Source organism: Acinetobacter sp. AOR18_HL, assembly GCF_027855145.1.
GTDB classification, from domain to species: Bacteria; Pseudomonadota; Gammaproteobacteria; order Pseudomonadales; family Moraxellaceae; genus Acinetobacter; species Acinetobacter pittii.
In genome coordinates this window covers 79,670-103,594 of sequence record NZ_JAKTIG010000007.1, presented here as the reverse complement: position 1 = coordinate 103,594, position 23,925 = coordinate 79,670, and the positions used below count along the sequence as shown (strand labels likewise).

The 23,925-nt window shown below is 39.4% G+C and carries 21 protein-coding genes and 4 pseudogenes; 8 read left to right on the top strand and 17 right to left on the bottom strand.

From position 1 onward, the window contains the following. The first annotated feature begins 72 nt into the window (after positions 1-72). From MKL51_RS02445 to MKL51_RS20955, 4 genes and pseudogenes are all read left to right on the top strand, one after another. Complete coding sequence (locus tag MKL51_RS02445) at positions 73-483, top strand: transposase family protein (protein ID WP_171054439.1); 411 nt, start codon at positions 73-75, stop codon at positions 481-483. Then, positions 431-901, top strand: a complete 471-nt coding sequence (locus tag MKL51_RS02440; RefSeq protein ID WP_017482311.1) for an IS5/IS1182 family transposase — start codon at positions 431-433, stop codon at positions 899-901. Before MKL51_RS02445 ends, MKL51_RS02440 begins: the two co-directional genes overlap by 53 nt. Positions 902-1,012: 111 nt before the next feature. Further along, positions 1,013-1,936, top strand: coding sequence for an alpha/beta hydrolase (locus MKL51_RS02435; RefSeq protein ID WP_171073761.1), 924 nt, complete (start codon positions 1,013-1,015; stop codon positions 1,934-1,936). Between the two features lie 155 nt (positions 1,937-2,091). Then, positions 2,092-2,214, top strand: a pseudogene (locus MKL51_RS20955) (alpha/beta hydrolase family protein); the annotation flags it as partial. A gap of 84 nt (positions 2,215-2,298) precedes the next feature. Here the strand turns inward: MKL51_RS20955 and MKL51_RS02430 are convergent. The 12 genes and pseudogenes from MKL51_RS02430 to MKL51_RS02375 form a co-directional block, all read right to left on the bottom strand. Beyond that, positions 2,299-2,451: pseudogene (locus MKL51_RS02430) on the bottom strand (MFS transporter); the annotation flags it as partial. Continuing rightward, positions 2,452-2,877 (bottom strand): annotated as a pseudogene (locus tag MKL51_RS02425) (HlyD family secretion protein); the annotation flags it as partial. It lies immediately after the preceding pseudogene. Between the two features lie 717 nt (positions 2,878-3,594). After that, on the bottom strand, positions 3,595-3,717 hold the full coding sequence (locus tag MKL51_RS02420) for a hypothetical protein (RefSeq protein ID WP_000737386.1): 123 nt from the start codon (positions 3,715-3,717) through the stop codon (positions 3,595-3,597). Positions 3,718-3,885: 168 nt separating this feature from the next. Continuing rightward, a complete protein-coding gene (locus MKL51_RS02415; protein ID WP_270904168.1) occupies positions 3,886-5,280 on the bottom strand; it encodes a methylenetetrahydrofolate reductase C-terminal domain-containing protein in 1,395 nt (464 codons plus the stop codon). Between the two features lie 72 nt (positions 5,281-5,352). After that, positions 5,353-6,120, bottom strand: coding sequence for an ADPR responsive transcriptional repressor NtrR (ntrR, locus tag MKL51_RS02410; RefSeq protein ID WP_000155298.1), 768 nt, complete (start codon positions 6,118-6,120; stop codon positions 5,353-5,355). 60 nt (positions 6,121-6,180) lie between these two features. Beyond that, positions 6,181-7,674 carry a nicotinate phosphoribosyltransferase gene (locus MKL51_RS02405; protein WP_032052094.1) on the bottom strand — a complete coding sequence of 498 codons (1,494 nt, stop codon included), beginning with the start codon at positions 7,672-7,674 and terminating at the stop codon, positions 6,181-6,183. 11 nt (positions 7,675-7,685) lie between these two features. After that, on the bottom strand, positions 7,686-8,570 hold the full coding sequence (locus MKL51_RS02400; protein WP_032006210.1) for a phosphoribosyltransferase family protein: 885 nt from the start codon (positions 8,568-8,570) through the stop codon (positions 7,686-7,688). A 181-nt stretch (positions 8,571-8,751) separates the two neighbouring features. Then, positions 8,752-8,853, bottom strand: a pseudogene (locus tag MKL51_RS02395) (sulfite exporter TauE/SafE family protein); the annotation flags it as partial. Next, positions 8,854-9,342 carry a GNAT family N-acetyltransferase gene (locus tag MKL51_RS02390; protein WP_032052093.1) on the bottom strand — a complete coding sequence of 163 codons (489 nt, stop codon included), beginning with the start codon at positions 9,340-9,342 and terminating at the stop codon, positions 8,854-8,856. It abuts the pseudogene before it with no gap. 2 nt (positions 9,343-9,344) lie between these two features. Next, positions 9,345-10,109 (bottom strand): ABC transporter ATP-binding protein, encoded by a 765-nt coding sequence (locus MKL51_RS02385; protein ID WP_032006213.1) that lies wholly within the window; start codon positions 10,107-10,109, stop codon positions 9,345-9,347. Further along, entirely contained in the window at positions 10,106-11,116 is a 1,011-nt protein-coding gene (locus MKL51_RS02380) for a FecCD family ABC transporter permease (RefSeq protein ID WP_080973424.1), read from the bottom strand. Before MKL51_RS02380 ends, MKL51_RS02385 begins: the two co-directional genes overlap by 4 nt. 2 nt (positions 11,117-11,118) lie before the next feature. Next, on the bottom strand, positions 11,119-12,138 hold the full coding sequence (locus MKL51_RS02375; protein WP_032006216.1) for an ABC transporter substrate-binding protein: 1,020 nt from the start codon (positions 12,136-12,138) through the stop codon (positions 11,119-11,121). A 323-nt stretch (positions 12,139-12,461) separates the two neighbouring features. On the opposite strand from MKL51_RS02375, the gene MKL51_RS02370 reads away from it, so the two are divergent. Next, positions 12,462-13,805, top strand: coding sequence for a PepSY-associated TM helix domain-containing protein (locus MKL51_RS02370; protein ID WP_032006218.1), 1,344 nt, complete (start codon positions 12,462-12,464; stop codon positions 13,803-13,805). 116 nt (positions 13,806-13,921) lie between these two features. Here MKL51_RS02370 and MKL51_RS02365 read toward each other — a convergent pair whose 3' ends face one another. The 4 genes from MKL51_RS02365 to MKL51_RS02350 form a co-directional block, all read right to left on the bottom strand. Then, complete coding sequence (locus MKL51_RS02365; RefSeq protein WP_032006220.1) at positions 13,922-14,794, bottom strand: NAD(P)-dependent oxidoreductase; 873 nt, start codon at positions 14,792-14,794, stop codon at positions 13,922-13,924. Then, the gene (locus tag MKL51_RS02360; protein WP_032006221.1) at positions 14,794-16,170 is read right to left on the bottom strand and encodes an MFS transporter; all 1,377 of its coding nucleotides are present in this window, start codon (positions 16,168-16,170) and stop codon (positions 14,794-14,796) included. Before MKL51_RS02360 ends, MKL51_RS02365 begins: the two co-directional genes overlap by 1 nt. A gap of 33 nt (positions 16,171-16,203) precedes the next feature. After that, the gene (gene denD, locus MKL51_RS02355) at positions 16,204-17,175 is read right to left on the bottom strand and encodes a D-erythronate dehydrogenase (RefSeq protein ID WP_032006222.1); all 972 of its coding nucleotides are present in this window, start codon (positions 17,173-17,175) and stop codon (positions 16,204-16,206) included. 215 nt (positions 17,176-17,390) lie between these two features. Continuing rightward, positions 17,391-18,326, bottom strand: coding sequence for a LysR family transcriptional regulator (locus MKL51_RS02350; protein ID WP_032006223.1), 936 nt, complete (start codon positions 18,324-18,326; stop codon positions 17,391-17,393). Positions 18,327-18,437: 111 nt separating this feature from the next. Between MKL51_RS02350 and MKL51_RS02345 the strand changes: the two genes are divergently transcribed. From MKL51_RS02345 to MKL51_RS02335, 3 genes are all read left to right on the top strand, one after another. Next, a complete protein-coding gene (locus MKL51_RS02345) occupies positions 18,438-19,613 on the top strand; it encodes a fumarylacetoacetate hydrolase family protein (protein ID WP_032006224.1) in 1,176 nt (391 codons plus the stop codon). 87 nt (positions 19,614-19,700) lie between these two features. Beyond that, positions 19,701-21,488: an IlvD/Edd family dehydratase gene (locus MKL51_RS02340; protein WP_032052091.1), complete on the top strand. Its 1,788-nt coding sequence runs from the start codon at positions 19,701-19,703 to the stop codon at positions 21,486-21,488. 16 nt (positions 21,489-21,504) lie between these two features. Beyond that, positions 21,505-23,082 (top strand): aldehyde dehydrogenase (NADP(+)), encoded by a 1,578-nt coding sequence (locus MKL51_RS02335; RefSeq protein WP_017481090.1) that lies wholly within the window; start codon positions 21,505-21,507, stop codon positions 23,080-23,082. A 79-nt stretch (positions 23,083-23,161) separates the two neighbouring features. Here MKL51_RS02335 and MKL51_RS02330 read toward each other — a convergent pair whose 3' ends face one another. Next, the gene (locus MKL51_RS02330) at positions 23,162-23,782 is read right to left on the bottom strand and encodes a TetR/AcrR family transcriptional regulator (protein ID WP_014206840.1); all 621 of its coding nucleotides are present in this window, start codon (positions 23,780-23,782) and stop codon (positions 23,162-23,164) included. Positions 23,783-23,925: the final 143 nt, after the last annotated feature.

Genomic DNA, 23,925 nt, shown 5'->3' with positions numbered 1-23,925 from the left:
TAGATCTCTTTCATAAATCAAAAAACGACCTTCTTTTTGGTTAATATTTGCACTCCGGATTTCTTGGCATTCGTGCATAATCTGCGGATGAAATACATCGATTCAAACAAGCTTTCTGATCCTCAGTTCAAGCGATACACAGGCATCTCATGGTCAACTTTCTATTTGATGGTTGAGCAATTGCAGAAGCATGTCTCTGCCAAAGGCAGACCGCCCAAGTTAAGCCTGGAGGATCAGGTTCTGCTCTGTCTGAGCTATTGGCGGGAATACCGAACCTTATTTCACGTTGCGACGAGTTACGGGGTTTCAGAGCCCACAGCCTCAAGAATTGTCCGTCATGTTGAAGACTGCCTGATTCGGTCCAATCTGTTTAATTTACCCAAAGATTTACCCGAGGGCGAAGGCATCGACTGGAATGTTGTGATCGTGGATGCCACGGAAATTCCAATCCAAAGACCTAAAAAAACAGAAGAAAAGCTATAGCGGCAAGAAAAAGACCTATACCTTTAAAGTACAGGCCATGATTCACTACAAAACTCAGCAAATTATGAGTTTATGTACCAGTCGCGGTGCAGTGCATGATTTCGAGTTGTTCAAACGCAATTTAAACCAGATTCCTTTTGGGGCTTTTATCCTTGCAGATAAAGGCTATCAGGGGATTTATGTGTTGTATCCGAATAGCCTGTTGCCATTAAAAGCCAAAAGACACTGTAAATTGGATCCTGAATTGAAAATCTATAATCAAGAAATCAATAAAAGAAGAATCGGAATTGAGCATGTATTTGGCAGCCTGAAAACCTTCAAAATTCTTGCTGAGCGTTATCGAAATAGAGGTAAAAGGCTTGGTTTGAGATTCAATTTAATCGCTGGAATCTACAACTTGGAGCTGAGTAAAAAATGATTTATGAAAGACATCTAATATAAGTGCTATCTGATTATAGTGGATTATCATAATAAATCACTAGGGTTATATTAATTTCATCGACCTAGTTCTTCTTTCGGAGAGAAGATGATGAAAACTGTAACTTTCAAAAATAAAAATATCGATGTTTCTGCAACTATTCGTTTTCCAAAAGATTTCGATGAAAACAAAACATATGCAGCAATTGTATGTGCGCATCCAATTAGTAGTTGTAAAGAGCAAACTGCAGGCGCAATCTATGGTGAAAAACTGACTGAAGCTGGTTTTATTACTTTAGCGTTTGATGCATCGTATCAAGGTGCTAGCGGTGGCGAACCTCGCTTTATTGAAGACCCTGCAACACGTGTAGAAGATTTCCGCTGTGCAGCCGACTATTTAACAACGCTTAGTTATGTTGATGAAAACCGTATTGGTGTATTAGGTGTATGTGGTGGCGGTGGTTATGCTGTCAATGCAGCTATGACTGAACGCCGTTTTAAAGCAGTCGCAACTGTTGTAGCAGCAAACTATGGCCGTTTAATGCGTGAAGGTGACCAAACGCCTGAAGCAGCTATTAAAACTTTAGAAGCAATTGCTGCGCAGCGAACAGCCGAAGCGCGTGGTGCGGAACCATTTATTACCCAGTACATTCCAAACTCACAACAAGAGCGTGAGCAAGCTGGAATCAATGATATTGATATCAAAGAAGCGATTGATTACTACAAAACCCCGCGCGGTCAGGCAGAAGGTTCACCAAATAAACTTCGCTTTTCAAGTTTAGCGGCTGCTGTTGGGTTTGATGCATTTCATTTGGCAGAACACTTACTCACTCAACCCTTGCAAATTGTGATTGGTGATATAGCGGGTGGATTCGGTTCTTATCGCGATGGTTATGAGCTATATAGCAAAGCGGCTTCTAAAGATAAGAACCTTTTTGTGGTTAAAGGTGCGAGCCATTATGACTTATATGATCAACCTGAACCTGTTGCTCACGCTTTAGAAAGAATTATTCCGTTCTTTCAAAAGTATCTTTAAACAAAATATTGGAAAGTTTCTCAATCGGGGAACTTTCCAAACCTTGTCATGAGTATTCAATTTCGCAAAAACAATTAATAAACTTATATATTGATTTTAAATTTCAATAGTTAGAGAATCACGCATACTTATAAATAACTACAATAGAGTTCTATATACTTCTTAAGAAGAAAAAGAATATAGTCCTTTCCTATATTCTTCCTTTGATTTTAGTTATTGGCTTCTTTGCCTTTTTCCGTGTATTTATTCTTCCTTATATTTATATCAAGCAAACAAAGCGATAACTTTTAGTCAGCAAAGCCTTATATCTTTATAAGGCTTTTTAAATTGACTCTAGTTTAGTAAAACAATAAATAAAGAACTTACTGAGGTAATTCCCTTTTTTTCATAGCAATATGAAGAAGAGCTGTCATAAAGGCCGCTAAGAAAAGGATACAACCCATAATCATAAATCCACTTGTGAAGGAACCCGTTGCTGTTTTTAAATAACCCATTAAATATGGACCAACAAATCCTAAACGAGTTAAATCAGCTTGTGCTGCCACTACGCCACTATGAGCTTCAGTAATTGAAGAGCGTGCAGACTTTTCATTTTGTTGTTGTACACCCAGCGCTGCCTCTTTTAAGCTGACTACTGAGCGGGCTTGGTCATAACGAGCTTGATAATCACGGTGATCTAATACTGCTAAAGTTTCCCCTTTTTTTACTACCTGATTATCGTTAATTAATAACTCCATCACTTCGCCCGAAATCTTTGGCATCACCCAAGTAACATCGGCTTGCACATAAGCATTATCAGTAGATTGATAGAAACGATATACAAAAAAATAATATAATATGCCAGCAAATAAAAATAACATCAGGACACTAAAAACACCCCAAGTTATTTTCTTTCGGCTTTGGAAATTAGTATCAGTTTCTAGCTGAGCTACGTTATCCATATTCATTCCGCTTATTTGTAATATTCGATTTTTTATTTAAGCCAATAAAATTATTGGTTTCTTTTTTACGTAACTTTTCACTTGGTTTTATTCAATGAATCGTGACAGCGTAAAATTTGGTGCAAATTATGGTTCTTAAGTTAATTAAATATCATTGACCTATTTACCAGATATTTTTTCTATTTATGTCAATAAAACATATTATATAAACTATATTAAAAAATTATGTAATTCTAATTTTTGGAGATTTTTGGTTAAAAAAATCACAAAAAACAAAGATAAGTATTTGTTAATAAATAATTTATAATAATAGCAATAAATAGAGATATATGTTTGAATAGAGTGATTTATTTCACTAATATTAAGAATAAGTTTTATTGTGTAATCATTAAGTATTATTAATTAAAATAATATTTAATTTAAAAATGAGTTAACAATCAAAGTTATTATACTTATAAATATAAAATATATATAAGTTATAAATATTATATTTTTCAAAAATAACAATATCCATAAAACAAATAAACGATATTTTTGATAAATAAGCCATCCTGATGACTAAAATGACCTATATTTTCCAGATAAAATAATTTCAAACTCTTTATTTAAACCTTTAAAAATAGTGATTTAAGTGATCTTTTACTTATATAAACCCTTAAAAATTTCTTCTAAAGTTATTCCAAATGAAAACCCACTCATTGAGTGGGTTTTTTATTACTAGCCGTTTTGCCTGAGGTGGTCTTGGAACTCTTGGTCGTGTATTTTGTCGTAATTAACAGGGTCGTAAACGCATCCAGTTAAAACAACAATTACAGTAAGTACAGCAACCAACTTTTTCATTGAGACAGCCTTTCCTTTAACGCAAAAGATTTGCTTTAAGTATACTCCTTGATAGCCATTTTGATTGGACATAATTAAGGCAAACAATTGTTATTTTTAAATTATCGCCGTGCTTTAGCATATCATTTGATTTTTTTAGCAAGATCAAATCAGCGGTTAATACAAAACTTAAGCCTCAGTCGCTAAATACCAGTTTTTCCAAGAACTGGTTCCTCTGGTTTCAATTGCTACTGTAGGAATCAATTTCTCTTTTAGTATTTCAGTTTGTGCAACTGCTTTTGCAAGTCTTGCTTTTACTGAGTGAATACATTCACGGTCACCAAATTCACAGCGGTCTAAAGTTGTTCCGCCACAGGGCCCATTGGCTAAACCTTTTGGACACGTTTCAGGGCAAATATATAAAGTATCGCTTAAGCGACACTGACCACAGCTTTCACAACCCACTAGGCTATGTTTACTTAATACTTCTGTTTTAATTAATACCTTAGCGACTAAAGCGTTTTCCCAAAAAGATGCTTTGAAAATAAAACGTCCGACGCCTTTAGCGATTTTTGATCCAAACATTGCTTCATGCATAACATGTAGCTGACGATATTTAATTAATTGTTTAGACGTTGGCTGACATGAAAAACGAGCAATCTCAGGGGTAAACTCGTTGCCTGACGTGACGTGCCAAAGTGAATTCCAAAGCTCTTCTAAGGCTTTAAGCTCCAAATGTCTGTATTGCTCAATGTAGCTCTCAAGCAACATTTGCTCTTCTGGCTTATGACAAGCAGATAAGTGAATTCCAGCAAATCCTAAATGTTTACATATTAAAATTTGTAAAGCACAGCGTACATAAACACGGTCTGTATGCCCTGCCTGTTTTTCATCTGCCAAAACTTTTAGCATATGCGGGGTAATCACAATACCTGCGACTTTATGCTTCACCATAAAATTGGCTCGGCCTAAAGTCAGAGGCATCACACAAGCCAGTATTTGCTGCGAATAATCATGCTTGGTTAAAAAGGATTTGGCTTGTTTTAAGGCTTCAATGTCATAGCCCAATTGGGTAATGATAAAGTCTGCACCTGCTTTAATCTTCTTATGCAGTTTTAAATACTGTGCATCACGCTCAGCTTCTACATATTTAAACGGATTAAAGGCAACGCCAATACGAAACCCGCCGTGTTGCTTGGCAGCCATTACGGCGTTTACTGACTCTAGGTAACGGCTACGAGGCTGCCCATCTCGACCATTATGGTGTTCTTTGAGTTTATCGCCTGTAAGCAATAACAAGTTTTGAATATTGGCTGTTTGAGCTTGCTCTAAAAAATGCTCAAAGTCTTGTATGTCTCTGGCCTTACCTGAAAAGTGTAAGACTTTATCAATTGTGTCAGGATAACTTTTGCTGGCCTCAAGCGGCGCAATATCATGATCTGAATGTACACGATCTGCCAATGTCATTGCAGCCGGATACCCTGCAAACTCATGTCTTACAGGATAAATTTCATGTAGTGAAGTGAGGTACTCCATCAACACAAAAAACTGGTTTTGCTGGAAGCAGGGAGAAACGTGTGACATAGGCAAAGCGCTTATCAAAACATGACATCAATCATAAGCGCGGCATTATAAATCAAAGTGCATCAAGATGCGCTAGTCAGAAAGCTCATTGTTTTGCTTGTCTTCACCCTCTTTATTTCTAGGTAATTCCAGTGAGCGAGGAAATATAAAATCAAAAGAATCGAGTGCATAGCGGTAAAGCTGAGCTGGTCGTTTGCCCACGATTTTACTGTGGTTGGTTTCTTCAACTGCACCCGCTTCTATCATACGGCGTCTAAACGCTTTTTTATCTAAAGATTGCCCAAGAATAATTTCATAAATGGTTTGCAGCTCAGTCAAAGTAAACAACTCAGGCATGAGACTGGCTGGCAATGCGGTATAGCGAGTTTTACTGGTTAAACGCTCCAAAGCTAAGCTGAGCAATTCATTATGATCAAACGCCAATGCTAAATCTTGTGCTTTTGCTACAGGCACCCATTCGCTGTATTCAGCCAAAGCTTGGTGTTGATAGGCATTAAAATCAATTAAAGCAAAATACAAAATAGTTACTGCCCAGCCACGCGGGTCACGTTTAGCATTACCTACAGAGGCAACTTGTTCCAAATAAGGTGAACTAATTCCTGTTTTTTCGACCAGCTTACGATAAGCCGTTGCCATCAAATCTTGATCGTGCTTTAAATCGGCAAAACCACCCGGTAAAGCCCATTGGTCTTTGGCTGGAAAGTTGGGTCGCTTAATGAGTAATACCTGCAACTGACCATTAAAAACCGAGAAAATAGCCATATCTACAGTGAGTAAAGGTGCGTCATAATCTCGGCGATCATAACTGGCAAGGAATTCTTGTTCAGTTTGAATAGTCACGTTCAGTCTCTCAATGAAAATGATGAGCCGATACTCATGCAACGGCTCATCTAAACTCAGTTATGCGATGGATAAACGCTCACGAATTTGATCCAAAGTACACTCATATTGAAGTTTACCATTTTCAAAGACAGTTTTAAGTGCTCCGCCTTGTTCTTGTTCGGCTGTTTGCTCATCAAACAAGGTAAAGCCATTTTCACTTTCTTCAATGCGTAATAGGCCTTTCGCCGATTTTTTTACACCTGAGTCAGTAATTGGGTCTTTAAACAACTCACGGCCTACACCATTCACTTGTCCCCAAGTTGCTTTCACAGCAAACCCAAAGGTATCGCGAGTTAAGTAGTTATAGGTAAAGCTGCCAATCCCAAACACCAAGTTGTTTGAAGCAAAGCTTTTAGCTTCAAGGCCCTCTAAAATACGCTGTGCACGGTCTAGGGTAATCGAGTCACCGTAAATTAAACCAACACGTTCATTCAGAACTTTATAGCCTTGGTCAGTTGTTGTACCGCCAAATACTTCCCATAAACATTCAACTGCACCTTTATATGCTGGGCTGCCGACTTCGGCGTCTGGGTCGCCGCAAATAATTTTGACAGGATCACCAGAGTCAGGACGGAAAACCAATTTAGCCAAGCCTAAAGCATTCAGTTGTCTTGCCAGAATTTCAGGTTTTAAAGCCACTGTAAACTCGGTAATCACTCGCCAAAAGTCCCAAGTATCAGACACGATGCTGACAACACCCGACGGATAAAGCTCACAAATTAAACGCTTAAATGTTTCTAGCTCGCTGTTTTCTGTGCCCATACACATCACACTGTGTTCGGTTGCTGGTACAGATACACCAATCACACCTGTTGCATTGTAATATTCTTCTGCATAGTCAATTGAAGCAACCGAGTCTGTTCCAATAAAACTAGTTAAGTGACCCACACCAGACTGAGCAGCATCATAAATTCCGCTCATGCCACGGCTACTAAAATCGTGTCCTTGCACAGGTACAAAATCAAGCGGTGCGCCAGTTTTTACAGCATATTGCGTTAATAAACGTTTGTACTCATAGGCAATTGTGGCCGTAGTACAGCTTTTCCAAAGTTCAGCACTTAACACAGTTTCAATATAATTCGTTAGCCAAAAGAAACGTGAATCGGTATTAATTACAGTAAGCACGGGTACACGCATATTGACACGGCTACCTTCTGGCAATGCTTTAATGCGTAATGGTAAATAGCCCAAGTCGTGTAATGCTTCAATGTGATCAACCGGCACAGCACCTTCACCTAATGAACTATCCATACGGCGTTTATAAGCAGCCACCACTTTGTCTTTAGGTTGCTTGAAAAAGCCTTCATTCCACGTATCGATTAAAAAGTGTTTGATAAAACCTTGTAGCCCAAAGAACACAACTTTATCGTCGAAGTCAGGCAACATTTTTGCGAGTCGAGATGAACGCGGCGTAAAGTTTGCGTACACGTACTCTGTGCCTGCTGGATACTGACGTCTGTGATCAGCTTTATAAAAATCGATAGCATTTAATGGATTAAGTTTAATCGTCATCTTTGTTCTCTTTATTTTGCTGCAAAAGCAATTACTGAAATTTTGTCTGATGGTTGTTGTGGAAAGCTGTCTGAGGTAAACAGTTGGTCAAGCAGTCCATCAAAAACCTCTATTCCTTTACTAAAAATACCGTGGGTCACATATAGAACGACCTTATGGCAATTGAGACGACGCAGTTCTTTGGCAATACCAATAAAGGTTGCACCGCCGTCGCAAATGTCATCGGTAATGACCGCTGTTAAACCTGATAAGTCATTCGCATGCACATGTGTCCCTAAAATTTTGCCAGTTACTGGATCACGTTTTTTATCACACTGAACAATAGTGATTGGTTGTTTACGCTCAAGATTAAAAGCGTCTGCAACCATTTGTGTACGTGCTTTCGCCCCTTTGTCTGGGCAAATCAGTACTGTTTTTTCATCTTTTAACAATGTGCTTAGCGCTGCACTCTTTTCGATGATGTCGACTGAACTGATGTTTACAACTTCACTAAAAGAAGTATTTGCAGCGAGCAAGGCTGTTGTTACTTCACTATGGCAGTCCCAAACAGTCACCTTGCCTTGTTTGCCCGCTTTTTTGTCAGCATTGATGTTAAGTAATTTAGTCATCACATCGAGTGAAAATGCTTGGCCTACTGCACAAATACGGTCCTGACGTGCATATGGAAAATACGGAATTTCTAGGTCAACGATTAAGCCCTGAGTCAGCAATATATTTTCAAGTAACAAATAGTCCATCACATCATGACTTGAGGTCATTTGTGCGCGGACCAATACGTTGCCAGATAGTGAATTCAATGTTTTCTCATCAATTTGAACATGACGCTCGCCACCAGAAAACTGCGTGAACTTCACTGGAATTTCATTTCTTGCCGCATCTAAAAGCTGGATAGCCATATCATCCTCTTTTTGTCTGATGACCTTCGATGAATATATAGTGGCATAAAGCCACTATATATTTCAAGTCTATTTTTCAAACTTTTTTCAAAGCCATTTAAGACATAAAATTTACAGTTTTAGAGTATTTAGAGATTCGATATTTCAGAGAAATTATTCTTCAGTTAATTGAAATAAAAAATTAATTTACAAAAAGCATGATGAGTAGAACTATTATTAAAAGTAGCGGATACAACTTTGCCCGCCATAAATCAGGTAGTTTTGAAATAAATTTTCTAACAAACTATAAAGATTTACTCATGTGAATGGTGTCATAGGTATCGATCCATTCCCATTTAATAATCTTAAAGCCTTGTAGTGTCCAAAACTCTTCAGCCGCAGGCAAAAATGGATGAGTATGCAAATATAAACTAGTAATAGCATGGTTTTTGGCATGGCTAAACAACATGTTGCATAGTTGAGTTGCGATGCCCTTACGGCGGTATTCAGGCAATACAAACAACTTAACGACTTCTACCGTATTAGACGGCAAATTTAAATCAAAACGATGGTCATAAGCTCGATATGCAATGGTGCCAATAATGCGGTTTTGGTGTCTTACCGTAATGAAACAACCCAATGGATCATGGACATAATATTGCCCAAAATTTTTTAAATCTTTGGGAATTTGCCCATGATAGATCTCTGGGAATAACAACTGTCTTGTATAAAGTGCAAACTCTACCGCAGATGCATAGTCTGATTTGTCTGCTAGATGATAGTGAAAAGTCATATTTATAGCCAAGAATGATCAGGGATAACAATGGTTTTGTCTTGAATCATGGCTTCATGGAACTCAACATCATAGACACTTTTTAAAAACTTCGGATCGGTTATTCGTGTTTTTGACTCAGGCTTAACCACCTCATGTTGGCGCATAAAAAACAAATGATCTGCAAATAAAAAAGCTAAATTGGGATCATGCATAATCGCAATCACCGTAAAATTTTGCCGCGACAACTGACGCAACTTTTTCATTAAATAAGACTGATAATAAACATCGAGATGATTGGTTGGCTCATCGAGCAAAATGACTTTTGGGGCTTGCACTAAAATACGCGCAATCATGACCAATTGTCTTTCGCCCCCCGATAACTCGGTATAAGGACGATCGCGTAAATGCTCAATATCTAAATCAAGCAAAGCTTGGTCTACACGTTCGCAGTCTGATTTTGAAGGACGATATCGACTAAAAGCGGCACGTCCCGTAATCACCACATCTTTAACCAAAAATGGAAATACGGTTTTATGAAACTGCGGTAAAAAGCCGAGCAATGCAGCCCGATCTTTTCCTTTAAAGTCCGATAATGGTTTTCCAGAGTAACGAATCAATCCATCTTTTACAGGTTCTAGGCCAGCCATCAATTTAAAAAGTGTCGATTTTCCGCAACCATTACGCCCTAAAATGACGGAAAACTGATTTTCAGGAAACTCCAGATGAATGTTTTTGAGAACCTGTTTGTGCCCATAGGCATAATTTAACTGATCAATTTGAATCATGCCCAATGAGTCCTCTGTGTTTTCATTAATAATAAGAAAAATGGTGCGCCAAGTAGCATGGTAAAAATACCAATCGGTATTTCAAACGTCAGTAAAACCCGAGAAAAGTTATCAATCATGAGTAGAAAACTACCGCCCAACACCATATTGGCAGGAATGCTGTAGCGATGATCTGGCCCAACCAACATTCGCACAATATGCGGCATAAAGAGTCCATATAGACTAATAATGCCTGCAGCAGCCACAGAAGTTGAGGTACATACAGTCACTAGTACAATTAAAAGAAGCTGTTCCCACCTTGGGTTAACACCCACTGCCTGCGCTTCTTCAGCACCAAGTGCCATTAAGTTTAAGCGCCAACGCATCGCAAATAATCCGGCAAGGCCAATACAAATAGGCAGCACGGCATATTGAACCTTTTGCCAAGACGCCTGATGTAAGTTGCCCATCGTCCATTGCACGATCGCTTGTAATTTAAATGGATCACTTAAATATTGAATAATCGTGAGACCTGCTAAAAACAGCCCCGAAACAATCATGCCCGATAAAATTACCATGACTAAAGACGTCTGGCTTTCATGTTTTTGATGCGCAAACAAATATGTTAAGCCAACAGCACAAACACCAAAAATAAAGGCTGATAGGTTTGGTGAAAGCCAACTTAAAGAAAGTGCCAAGGCTGCACCGAACGCAGCGCCAGATGAAATACCAAGTACATAAGAATCAACCAAGGGATTACGAAACAAGGCCTGTAAACCATTTCCCGCAGTTGCTAACGCAGCTCCCACCATAAAGGTCAGTAAAATTCTGGGTAATCTCACATTTACGAGAATGTTCTGCATCAGTCTAAATTGCTCAGCATCAAAATATGGCGTACCAAACACCGCTTGCACACCCCACCGCAAATAATCCCATGCACTCAATGTTTGAGTTGGCCCAATAAGCAGCGAGATAAAAATCATGAGGAAAGGTAAAGGGTAAAACCAATAATATTTCAGTTTTTCCATATTTATTGCACCAACGTTTTGGCAAGGTGCTCACCATACAACTTGGTTAAAATACGCTGTTGTAAAGCACTTACTGGTAAATCGGACTGTTCAGGATAAATACTGTGATTCAAATAAATCGCCGTAATAATGATTTTGATGGTATGGGGGTTATATATAAATGCAGGACTCAAATTAAATACCTTTCGGTTTTGTACGGCGCTTAAACCCTGTAATTCTTTTCGTTCATAAATCAGTTGGGGGTTGGTATTCCAAAGCACAATATTGTCAGGGTTCCATTCAATTAAAGTCTCGGGATTTACATTGGGTTGATTCGTATTGGTCTGAACAATGTTGTAAGCACCCGCCAGCTCAATAAAGTCATTGGTAATCGACTGACGTCCCGAGGTAGAAAAAATTCGTCCACCAGACCAAGCATAGTAAATCGATTGTTTATTTGGCTGACGTGCGGTTTTGGCTGCGACCTCCGCCACAATTTCATCAGAGAAATTTAAAATTTCTTGAGCTCGCTTTTGGGCACCGCTCAGAGTAGCAATTTCAGAAAGTTCTTCTTTTACTTGCTGGTAGGTACTGGACTCCATCACATATACAGCAATGCCGAACTGCCGTAACAGTTCAATTGTTTGAGTCTGCCCGCTCCCTACAATCACCAGATCAGGTTTTAACAACACAAGACTTTCAATATTGGTTGCATTTGCCCCTTGTGAAGGTGTTGCAAGTTGTTTATTGGCGATACGCTTATCTATTTTTGAATAGGCATTAAATAATAAAGGCTGGATGTATACTTCGGCTGGTATGCCAATCACTTTATGACCTTGCCCTAGCATATATAAGCCATCTAAACCCGACTCAAACAAAGAAACAATTCTTTGGGCGGGTTTGGCTACACAGACTTTTGTATTTGTACTATCAAAGACACATATCGAATGGGCTGCTAACTTTTCTTGCGCTTTACCACTTTGTTCAGATGAAGAACATCCACATAGAATGAGTAAAGTGAGTAATGAAGTGAATAACTTCATTACGGCATGCCTTGCACAAATACAGTGCATAATAAGAAGATGTGCCTATTTGGTGCATTTTTCATATGAAAAAACACCATAAGTGAGCAAGACGGTTTGAATCATGGGTAATACAGCGGTCAAATTAAATGAGATAGCTAAGATATTAAAGAGTAAGCAAAAAAAACGCCAAATTTACCAAGTAATAAAAACTATTTAATTATTAGGCCAAAAAGTTTACAAGGTGGCTAATCAAATAATTTAATAGTGGTTACCACTCGATCAACATTAAAATAAATAACTCGTTATAATCCAGCCCAAAATCTGATACATATTATCTTCCGATGCTGACCCAATCATCTTTCTGGCGTAGTCTTTACCGCTTAATTCATATTTATGCCGGTATTTTTATTGCACCATTTATCTTGTTCGCAGCAATCACTGGTTTACTCTATGCCATTACGCCACAACTCGAACAATCTATTTATAAAGATGTTCTATACGTTGAGCAACTGAATCAAACACCACATAAGCTGAGCCAGCAAATTGAAGCTGCAAAGCAAGTAATGCCTAAGTCTGCACAGGTGATTGAAGTTAGACCAGCCCCAAGCACTGATCAGACAACACGTGTAATTTTTTCAGACCCTATCCACGATTTTACAAGTGAAGCCGTTTTTATTGATCCTTTTACACTTAAAGCCAAAGGCCATCTAGCGGTTTATGGTACCAGTGGAGTTCTGCCATTTCGAACTACGCTCGACCAGTTACATAGCAATTTATTACTAGGAAAATGGGGGCGCTTTTATAGTGAACTGGCGGCAAGCTGGTTAGCCATTTTGACTTTAACTGGACTTTATAATTGGTGGAAGCGCCGTCAAAATCTTAAAATCAGGCAAACACAAAAAAATAGATTATTAAGATGGCATAGCTCGCTGGGCTTAAGTTTATTTCCACTTTTATTATTAATTGCTATTACGGGTCTTACGTGGTCCGAGTGGGCTGGCGATAATATTCGAGTTGCTCGTCAGTGGCTTAACTGGCAAACCCCAACATTAGCAACTTCCCTTCAAACAGATAATTTACCTACAGTGATGCATCATGAACATCACGAGATGCCTCATAGTGAAAATCTTAATTTAAATATTGTTTCGACTGAGTACGATACTGCTCTTTCAATCGCCAGAGCACATGGTATTGATGCAGCACAAATACAAATCAAACCACCAACCAGTGGAAATCAAGCCTGGACAGTGGCCGAAATTCAGCGCAAATGGCCAACTCAAGCAGACAGTATCGCCATTGATATGGAACAACACAAAGTTATAGATCAACTTGCGTTTAAAGACTACTCTTTAGTGGCAAAGCTCACCCGTTGGGGAGTAGATGCCCATATTGGAGTTTTATTTGGCTGGATAAATCAATTGGTACTGGCACTTTATGCCTTTCTACTGTGTATTATGATTATTTATGCATATAGGGCTGCGTTTAAAAACTCGAATTTAAAACTCATGACAACTCACTTCATTGGTCAAAGTCTATTAATTTGGAACCGCGCAACTGGCTCACAAAAAACATGGTTAATATTGGGGGGACTCGTGTTAGGTCTCAGCTTACCTGTTTTTGGTTTTAGTATTTTATTTACGCTGTTTATCTTTGCTATGCGTAAATATATTTCGTCTAAATCGTAAATAAAATTTCAATAACCACTAATTATTTTTCTTATTACAATATCTAAGCATCAACCATAAAAAAAGCGGTACTTGATTATGTCTATTCATCAAGTACCGCTAAATTTAAAGCAATATTACACTGGATTCATTCGCTCAAGTTCACGAATTAAACCAGAATGGTCAAGTTCACCGTCTCCAGCAGCAAGCATATTTTCAAATAACTGACTCACTTGTTGGGCAACAGGTAAATTTAACTCTAAGGATTTAGCATAGCTAACGGCTGTATGAATGTCTTTATGCTGGTTTCGAGCTGTACCTCCCGGTTTAAAATTTCGACTTAGCATACGCTCGCCATGTTGCTGTAAAATTGGAGAATCTGCAAAACCGCCTGTGAGCGCTTGTTTGAGCTTAATAGGATCAGCTCCAGCTTTACTGGCCAGTAATAAGCCCTCGCTTACAGTTGCAATGGTAGTTGCTACAATCATTTGATTCACAAGTTTTGCGAGCATTCCGCAGCCAACCCCACCTACTAAAATTGGTCGGCCCATTGCACTTAAAATAGTTTCAGCTTGTGAAAATGTTTTAGCTTCACCACCTACCATAATAGCAAGACTTGCATTTTGGGCACCTTTTTCGCCTCCAGAGACTGGAGCATCTAAATATTTAAATCCTCTTTCTCTGCATTTTTCACTTTGTGCTTTTGCAACATCAACGGGTATCGAACTCATGACAATAACCGTACTTTCAGGTTTTAGCTGTGAAATCGCGCCGTGTTCTTTAAACAGGATTTCATCGCAGGTTTTTCCATCGCTAAGCATACAGATCAGAAATTCTACATCTTTTCCGACTTGTTTAAGTTCAGAGCAAACTTGGGCACCAGCTTCTTTTAAACTATCTGCTTTAGATAAAGTTCTATTCCAAACCTTAATTTGATGGCCTTCTTTGAGTAAATGCATAGCCATCGGCAGTCCCATAATGCCTGTCCCCACAAATCCGATGGTCGCCATTATTTCATCTCCGTAGCAGTCCGAACTTTAAGTTGCTGCTGTTCTACTTTTAAGCTATTCGATTTTAACTTTGCTAATAACAACAAGCCCAAACCACCCATTGCTACAAAGCCAGCAATAGCAAGGAATGCCACTGTATAGGTGCCTGTGGTGGTATATAAATAGCCTGTTAAATATGGACCAGTAAAACCACTTAAATTACCTACCGAGTTAATTAACCCAATTCCAGCTGCGGCACCCACACCCGTTAGAGTTTGCCCAGGAATGGTCCAGAAAATGTTAATTGCGCTAAATACACCAATCGCAAGAAGAATAAAGCCCACAATAATTGCCCAAGGCTGATTCACAAGCAGTGCAATCGCAATAGCTAACGCCGCCATAAGTGCAGCACAAGCACCGTGTTTATAACGTTCTTGTTTACGGTCAGAACGGCGGCTCCATAAAACCATCCCAACAGCTGCAAATGCATATGGAATTGCGGTGAGTAAGCCATTTTGAATAAGGCTAATTTGCATACCAAATGTGTTACGGAATGACTCTAAAACACTTGGTAAGAAGAAGAACATCGCATTTGAACCAGAGGTAATTCCAAAATAAACAACCGCCATAATCCAAACCAAAGGATTTTTAAACACTTGTTTAATGAGTTCACCTTTAGTTAAAGCAGCATCGGCAGATTGCTCTTTTTCTCTTTCTTCACGCTCTAATGTGGTCATTAACCATTGACGCTGCTCAGCTGTTAACCACTCTGCTTCTTTTGGGTTATTGGTTAAATATTTAAGGCAAATTAGTCCTAAAATAATGGATGGGATCCCTTCCAGCACATACATCAAACGCCAGCCTTCATAGCCAATGGTATTGCCCCATTGCATGAGTCCGACTGAAATTGGTGCTCCAATAATTTGAGCAATTGGCAATCCAAGATAAAACGTGGCAAAAACACGGGCACGATATTTTGCAGGAAACCATAAGGTTAAATAAAAGATCACACCGGGAAAGAAACCTGCTTCAGCAATACCCAGTAAAAAACGTAAAACAATAAACTGCGTACCGCTATGAATAAAACCCATGAGTGCTGCAATGATTCCCCAAGTAATCATGATTCGGGCAATCCAGATTCGCGCTCCAAACCGATGAAGCAAGATATTACTCGGCACTTCTGCAATAAAATAACCTAGAAAAAATACACCTGCACCTAAACCAAAAATGGTTTGAGTAATTCCAAGTGCATCATTCATATGTAACGCAGCAAAACCAATATTGGTCCTGTCTAGGAATGCCATAATGAATAAAATAATGAGAAACGGGATAATTCTGTTTGAAATACGTTTAATTGTCTGCTCTTCGAGAGCAGTTACATTCTTGATATCTTCCATAATAAATCTCACATCAACTGGCGATCACTGCCATTAATTTTGGGTATCTTCTATATGTGCCTGAATCACGCTTTCAAAATTTTCGTCTGCTTGGAAACCTAAAGATTCGGCATATTCAGCTTTCACCTGAACAGGCCAACTTTGGACAATACGTTGAATGGTTTTATCTTCTTGCCATTGCACCAATTCAGTTGCTTGTTTGCCCGCAACTTTTTCAAGAGCCTCAAGCATTTCGTTAACGGTGACTGTTAATCCCGGTAGAGGAATAATTCGGTTATCTTGAAGTACATCTGAAGAAATTGACGCAGCTTTAATCATTGATTCAACACAACGTCGCGGTGAAGTAATAAAAACTGGAGTATCTGACTGGACTGGGCAAACGGCCGTTTCACCTTTTAACGGTTCGCGAATGATTGAACTAAAAAATGTCGATGCCGCTTTATTAGGTTTACCGGGACGAACCACAATAGTCGGTAGTCTTAAAATACGGCCATCAATAAAACCTTTTCTTGAGTAATCCGAGACCAGCAATTCTCCTACTGCTTTTTGCATACCGTAAGAAGACTTTGGTGTAACAACTGTCTCATCTGTCACAACCTCTGGTAATTGACCACCAAATACAGCACAGCCGCTGGCAAAAATGACTCGAGGCGTGGTTTGTTTCTTTCTTAATTCTTCTAATAAATTTAAGAGCCCATACAGATTAACATCCATACCTAAATCAAAATCAGCCTCCGCTGCTGAGCTCACCACAGCAGCCAAGTGCCAAACGACATCAATATTTTCTGTAATATGAGCAACTGTAGTTTTATCGGTAATATCACCGACAATCACTTCAACTCTTGGATCTTGTGGCACATCATCGCCAGCAAATGCATCAAACAGAATAATTTTATCGATGGACTGCGGTTTATTGTCATCTAAAGTCAAACTGCCAGCCTTTAAGATCTCTTTAGCAATTTGTTTTCCAATAAAACCAGTTCCACCGGTGATTAGTACATTCATACAGAGGTCCTTTCCTAGTTTTTATTCACTTAAAAACTTTTGTAATTGTCGTGAATTAAACGATAAGGACTCCTTTCAATAATTTCCAATGAATAATTTCTAAATATTGATAACTTTTTAATATCAGTTTTATATTTATAAATTTATAAAACAAAACAGGTTTTTTCTTTTTATTTTAAAGCCTCAGACGTAGTCATAGTTTGAGGCTGAATTGTTTATTTACGTTTTGCATTTTTAAGTAAGATATTAATAAATGCTGATGCAATATCAGACACTGGTTCATCTTTACGCGTCAAAATTCCATAATCCTGTGCATCTAAAATTAGATCTGTTTCTAAAATCTGTAGTTGCCCTTCTTTTACCTGATCGATCACCATAGCTTCGGGCAACATTCCTACCATAGGCGCACCTTTTAAGATCTGCAAAAAGGTCTGCATCGACATGGTATTTACCGTATTTAAGGGGATTTTGACTTTTGCTCGGGCAAATGCGCCTTCCATCCGTTGTCGAATTGGCGTGCCTTTAGGATAGAGTACCCACGGCCAATTTAATAATTCTTCTAATGTACAAAACCTCTTCTTAGCACATGGATGAGCATTATTAACAACAATACAAAACGGCTCTGGGCCTAAAGGTTGGAAATCAAAAAACTGGCTTTGCGTCACATCGGTAAAACGACCTATGGCTAAATCTAAAGTATGCTCACTTAGCATTTCCATTAAATGGTCACTGGTTTGCTCAACAACATCGATAGAAAGTAAGGGCCATTGTTTTTTAATCTCAATAATTGAGTTTGGAATCACCACTGCGGTTGCGGCAAAGATACCACCAACTTTTAAAAAACCGTGACCACCTAATCGTAAAATTTCAATGTCTTCGACAAAATGCTTTGCATCATTTAACACACGCTGCGCATATCGAATTACATGTTCACCCAAGGCTGTTACTGGCATATTTCGGGGTAACCGTTCAAAAACAGGAAAGCCCAGTAATCCTTCTATTTCCTTTAGCATTTTACTCACCGCAGGCTGACTTAGGTTCATCTGCTCGGCGGCCAAATGCATGTTATTGGTTCTAGCCAAAGTTTCTAATAGCACTAAATGTTTAAATTTCAACCAATTATTTAAGCTTGTGTAAGTCAAATCAGCCATTTTCAAAAATCCCTTTCGATAACTTTTCGTTATTAATAATTAAATTATTACGATTGGTGTTTATTAAATAAGAAACATATCATGATTTCAAATAAAAGAAGGATGCTTTAAATGAACTTTACGTTAAATTCCCAGAACTCATTACCAGACGACGCTACCCAAGGATGTTTAATTGGTCGCGCGTGGATTCCAAATCAAATTTCCGGTCCATCTCCGATTCTTTTAAAAGGTGATCAGGTTTTTGATATTTCTGAAAAGTTCCACACTATTTCCAAGTTACTTGAGAGTTCAGATCCTTTAAAAGCTTTAGCTGAAATTGAAGGAAAATTAGTTGGCTCAATTGATGAGTTGTTTGCCAATACAGTCGCCGAGCCAGATACAAACAAGGCATATTTTTTAGCCCCTATTGATCTACAAGTGATTAAAGCAGCTGGTGTTACCTTTGCAGCAAGTATGTTAGAGCGCGTGATTGAAGAACAAGCGGGCGGCGATGCACAAAAAGCTCAATCAATCCGTGAAGTGGTACAAGGGGTAATCGGCGATAATTTAAAAACAATTGAACCCGGTTCTGAAAAAGCGCTGCAACTCAAAGAATATTTAATTGAACAAAAAATGTGGTCTCAATATCTGGAGGTGGGTATTGGTACCGACGCTGAAATTTTTACCAAAGCACCTGTTTTAGCAGCTGTGGGAACTGGACAAAATATTGGTATTCACCCAAAGTCTGAGTGGAATAACCCAGAACCAGAAGTTGTATTGGTTGCAAATAGCCACGGAAAAGTTTTAGGCGCGACTTTAGGTAATGACGTTAATTTACGGGACTTTGAAGGTCGTAGCGCCCTACTGTTGAGTAAAGCCAAAGATAACAATGCATCTTGTGCAATTGGTCCATTTATTCGTCTTTTTGACTCTACCTTTAGTTTAAATGATATCCGCGCTTGTGATGTTGAACTGCAAATTCAGGGTACAGATAACTTTGTGCTCAATGGCATTAGTTCTATGTCTCAAATTAGTCGTGATCCCGAAGATTTAATTCAACAAACCCTCAATGAAAACCACCAATATCCAGATGGTTTTGTTTTGTTTTTGGGTACTTTATTTGCGCCTACCCAAGACCGTGAACAAGCTGGTGCAGGCTTTACCCATAAAGTCGGTGATGTCGTTCGTATCCATTCACCAAAGCTCGGCACTTTATACAACACAGTCATGACCAGTGATAAAGCGATGCCGTGGAATTTTGGCATAAATGCTTTGATGCACAATTTAAAACAACGCGAATTACTATAAATTTCACGTATTATCGACCGGTTCAATCGTAATATTCATCACTTGAAAAATTAAATTGCTGAGCGAGATCAGTAGAAGGATCTAAAAATGAATGATCAAGATAAACGGATTTTTTTACGCAGCCAAGAATGGTTTGATGATCCTACACATGCTGACATGACTGCACTCTATGTCGAGCGTTACATGAATTATGGCCTGACCCGTGCCGAGCTACAATCAGGCCGGCCTATTATTGGTATCGCACAAACTGGTAGTGATTTGACCCCATGTAACCGTCACCACAAAGAGCTTGCTGAACGTGTGAAAGCAGGCATTCGTGATGCTGGCGGTATTCCTATGGAATTTCCCGTTCATCCAATTGCTGAACAGTCTCGACGCCCTACAGCTGCACTCGATAGAAATTTAGCCTACTTAGGTTTAGTTGAAATCTTACATGGTTATCCACTCGATGGTGTAGTGCTAACAACTGGCTGCGATAAAACTACTCCTGCTTGTTTAATGGCGGCAGCAACAACAGATTTACCAGCTATTGTTTTATCTGGCGGTCCAATGTTAGATGGTCACTTTAAAGGTGAGTTAATTGGCTCGGGTACAGTACTTTGGCATGCAAGAAATTTACTTGCCACAGGTGAAATCGACTATGAAGGCTTCATGGAAATGACGACTTCCGCCTCACCTTCAGTTGGGCATTGCAACACCATGGGTACTGCACTTTCAATGAATGCATTATCAGAAGCTTTAGGTATGTCTTTACCGACATGTGCAAGTATTCCAGCGCCTTATCGCGAACGCGGGCAAATGGCCTATATGACCGGCAAAAGAATATGTGAAATGGTTCTAGAAGATTTACGACCATCTAAAATCATGAATAAAAAATCATTTGAAAACGCCATTGCTGTAGCCTCAGCATTAGGTGCATCAAGTAACTGCCCTCCTCACCTCATTGCGATTGCCCGACATATGGGGATTGAGCTGAGTTTAGAAGACTGGCAACGTGTGGGTGAAAACATTCCGCTTATTGTGAACTGCATGCCGGCGGGCAAATATTTGGGTGAAGGTTTCCACCGTGCCGGTGGTGTTCCTGCTGTTTTGCATGAATTACAAAAAGCGGGCGTTTTACATGAAGACTGTGCATCAGTCAGCGGTAAAACAATTGGGGAAATTGCTAAAAATGCAAAAACCTCAAATGCAGATGTCATCTTCCCTTATGAACAACCATTGAAACATGGCGCAGGTTTTATCGTGCTGAGTGGTAATTTCTTTGACAGCGCCATTATGAAAATGTCTGTAGTGGGTGAAGCATTTAAGAAAACCTATTTATCTGACCCAAGTAGTGAAAATAGCTTTGAAGCTAGGGCGATCGTTTTTGAAGGACCAGAGGATTACCACGCCCGAATTAATGATCCAGCCTTAGATATTGATGAACATTGTATTTTGGTCATTCGTGGCGCAGGTACGGTAGGTTATCCGGGCAGTGCTGAAGTCGTCAATATGGCTCCACCCGCAGAGTTAATTAAAAAAGGCATCGATTCACTGCCTTGCTTAGGAGATGGCCGTCAAAGCGGTACGTCTGCCAGCCCTTCAATTTTAAATATGTCACCCGAAGCGGCGGTAGGAGGTGGAATTGCTTTATTAAAAACCAATGACCGTTTGCGCATTGATCTAAATAAACGTTCTGTCAACGTGCTTATTTCTGAAGAAGAGTTAGAACAACGCCGCCGTGAATGGAAACCGACGGTCTCTGCCTCTCAAACACCTTGGCAAGAAATGTATCGCAACATGGTGGGGCAATTATCAACAGGTGGCTGTTTAGAGCCTGCAACTTTATATATGCGAGTCGTAAATCAAGACAACCTTCCAAGACACTCTCATTAATTTCAGGATATTTGTTATGACCATTATCGGACACAACTTTATTGGCGGTTCACGTAGTGCACAAAGTTCCACTTTACTAAAAAGTATTCATGCTACGACTGGTGAAGCCCTGCCTTATGAGTTTCACCATGCAACCGAGCAAGAAGTTAATCAGGCCTGTGAAGCAGCCAGTCAAGCTTTTAAAACTTATCGCCATACTTCACCTGAACAGCGTGCTGTTTTTTTAGAAAATATTGCCGATGAACTCGATGCATTAGGTACAGATTTTCTTGAAATTGTCTCACAGGAAACCGCTTTGCCACTTGCACGTTTACAAGGCGAGCGTGGCCGTACCAGTGGGCAAATGCGTTTGTTTGCCAAAGTGTTGCGCCGTGGCGACTTTTTAGGTGCCCGTATTGATACCGCTTTACCGGAGCGTCAGCCTTTACCTCGTCCAGATCTACGCCAGATTAAAATCGGTGTTGGCCCTGTTGCAGTCTTTGGGGCAAGTAACTTTCCTTTAGCTTTCTCAACTGCGGGTGGCGACACTGCTTCTGCACTCGCTGCTGGTTGTTCGGTTGTAGTCAAAGCCCATAGCGGACATATGGCGACAGCAGACTTCGTGGCTCAGGCAATCGAACGTGCTGTAGAAAAATCAAATATGCCTAAAGGCGTATTTAACATGATCTACGGTAATGGCGTGGGTGAACCACTAGTGAAACATCCTTTAATACAGGCTGTAGGTTTTACAGGTTCACTTCGTGGTGGTCGCGCTTTATGTGACATGGCCGCAGCCCGTCCACAGCCGATTCCGGTGTTTGCTGAAATGAGCAGCATTAACCCGATGCTGATGTTGCCAGAAGCATTAAAAAACCGTGGTGAAAAAATTGCACAGGACTTGGCAGATTCAGTTGTTTTAGGCTGTGGTCAGTTCTGTACCAATCCGGGTTTAATTTTGGGAATTAAATCAGCCGAGTTTAGTCAGCTCATTAGTAACCTAACCGAAATTATGGGTGGAAAACCTGCACAGACTATGCTGAATGCCGGAACCTTAAAAAGTTATACCGCTGGTCTTGAGCATTTAAGCGAGCATCAAGGTATTGAACACTTGGCTGGCAATACTCAACAAGGCAATCAGGCACAGCCGCAACTGTTTAAAGCGGATGTTGAGTTGTTACTGGCGAGTGACCAACTTCTCCAAGAAGAAATCTTTGGACCAACTACTGTCATCATTGAAGTTGAAGGTAAAGCCCAACTCATTCAGGCCTTACAAAGCATGAATGGTCAGCTGACTGCGACTTTAATTGCCGACGAAGCAGACTTAACCGAGTTTGCAGATGTGGTTCCTGTGTTAGAAGAAAAAGCTGGTCGATTACTTTTAAACGGTTACCCAACGGGTGTGGAAGTGTGTGATGCGATGGTGCACGGCGGGCCATATCCAGCCACTTCAGATGCACGAGGCACCTCAGTTGGAACCTTAGCAATTGACCGTTACTTAAGACCTGTGTGTTATCAAAACTATCCGCAAAGCTTATTGCCAGAGGCTTTAAAAGACAGCAACCCGTTGCAGATTTTAAGACTCGTGAATGGTGAGATGACCAGAGAAGCGATCTAATAAATTAAAAAGAGACCACAAACTGGTCTCTTTTTAATTTCTACATCCAGAGCTTATAGATAGAATAAAATTTCCTAAATTAATTTGGTTTGTAATTGATATTTTTTAAAAACAAATCAACCGCATACTCAACCCAAGTACTAATTTCATTCTCTGATATTAAATAATCAGGATGCGTCAAACATTTTAGATGAGCATCACTTCTTAATAACGATAAAAATATATTCGCAGCAACTTCTGAAGAAGAGCTTAATTCAATTTCGCCCTGTTTAACGGATTTTTCTAGATATCCTGCAATGATATTTGCTAGACGCTGTGGACCCAATTCAAAGAATTTTTCAGATAACTCTGGGAACCTTACCGCTTCTGCAATACAAACTCTAAAAAAAGCCAAGCCTGAATGCGATAATATAAAACACAGATAGGTCTTCCCAATTTCAGTTAGTGCTGATCGTAAATTATCGGCTTTTGTCTCAACTAAAATAATTTGTTTTTGCATGTTGGTACATTGACGTTCAATCACCGCTGCAAACATCGCTTCTTTATTCTTATAGCAACCATACATCGTTGCTTTTGAAACCCCTGCTTCCTTTTGAATCATGTCTGTCGTTGTGCCACTAAAACCGTGGATCAAAAAAAACTTTGTTGCTGCATCCAGAATTTTTTGATCTTTTTCATGAGCTTTCGTTAAACCAGACATATTGACCTTATAAAAATTTTAGCGATTTCGTTCTAAGTGTAACTCATCGAAAAGTTCAAAATCGAGAATTGACGGAAATTTAATTAAAGAGTAGAGTACCGATCGGTACAGTACAGTAAATATCTACTCCGTGCAATGAATTG

Coding starts and splice junctions, on each gene's coding strand:
- MKL51_RS02385 (WP_032006213.1), bottom strand. CDS start 10,109: ATGATTCAAATTGATCAGTTAAATTATGCCTATGGGCACAAACAGGTT.
- MKL51_RS02360 (WP_032006221.1), bottom strand. CDS start 16,170: ATGGAAGATATCAAGAATGTAACTGCTCTCGAAGAGCAGACAATTAAA.
- MKL51_RS02390 (WP_032052093.1), bottom strand. CDS start 9,342: ATGACTTTTCACTATCATCTAGCAGACAAATCAGACTATGCATCTGCG.
- MKL51_RS02350 (WP_032006223.1), bottom strand. CDS start 18,326: ATGGCTGATTTGACTTACACAAGCTTAAATAATTGGTTGAAATTTAAA.
- MKL51_RS02440 (WP_017482311.1), top strand. CDS start 431: ATGCCACGGAAATTCCAATCCAAAGACCTAAAAAAACAGAAGAAAAGC.
- MKL51_RS02345 (WP_032006224.1), top strand. CDS start 18,438: ATGAACTTTACGTTAAATTCCCAGAACTCATTACCAGACGACGCTACC.
- denD (WP_032006222.1), bottom strand. CDS start 17,175: ATGAATGTACTAATCACCGGTGGAACTGGTTTTATTGGAAAACAAATT.
- MKL51_RS02380 (WP_080973424.1), bottom strand. CDS start 11,116: ATGGAAAAACTGAAATATTATTGGTTTTACCCTTTACCTTTCCTCATG.
- MKL51_RS02365 (WP_032006220.1), bottom strand. CDS start 14,794: ATGGCGACCATCGGATTTGTGGGGACAGGCATTATGGGACTGCCGATG.
- MKL51_RS02405 (WP_032052094.1), bottom strand. CDS start 7,674: ATGACGATTAAACTTAATCCATTAAATGCTATCGATTTTTATAAAGCT.
- MKL51_RS02330 (WP_014206840.1), bottom strand. CDS start 23,782: ATGTCTGGTTTAACGAAAGCTCATGAAAAAGATCAAAAAATTCTGGAT.
- MKL51_RS02335 (WP_017481090.1), top strand. CDS start 21,505: ATGACCATTATCGGACACAACTTTATTGGCGGTTCACGTAGTGCACAA.
- MKL51_RS02370 (WP_032006218.1), top strand. CDS start 12,462: ATGCTGACCCAATCATCTTTCTGGCGTAGTCTTTACCGCTTAATTCAT.
- MKL51_RS02340 (WP_032052091.1), top strand. CDS start 19,701: ATGAATGATCAAGATAAACGGATTTTTTTACGCAGCCAAGAATGGTTT.
- MKL51_RS02400 (WP_032006210.1), bottom strand. CDS start 8,570: ATGGCTATCCAGCTTTTAGATGCGGCAAGAAATGAAATTCCAGTGAAG.
- MKL51_RS02420 (WP_000737386.1), bottom strand. CDS start 3,717: ATGAAAAAGTTGGTTGCTGTACTTACTGTAATTGTTGTTTTAACTGGA.
- MKL51_RS02375 (WP_032006216.1), bottom strand. CDS start 12,138: ATGAAGTTATTCACTTCATTACTCACTTTACTCATTCTATGTGGATGT.
- MKL51_RS02435 (WP_171073761.1), top strand. CDS start 1,013: ATGAAAACTGTAACTTTCAAAAATAAAAATATCGATGTTTCTGCAACT.
- MKL51_RS02415 (WP_270904168.1), bottom strand. CDS start 5,280: ATGTCACACGTTTCTCCCTGCTTCCAGCAAAACCAGTTTTTTGTGTTG.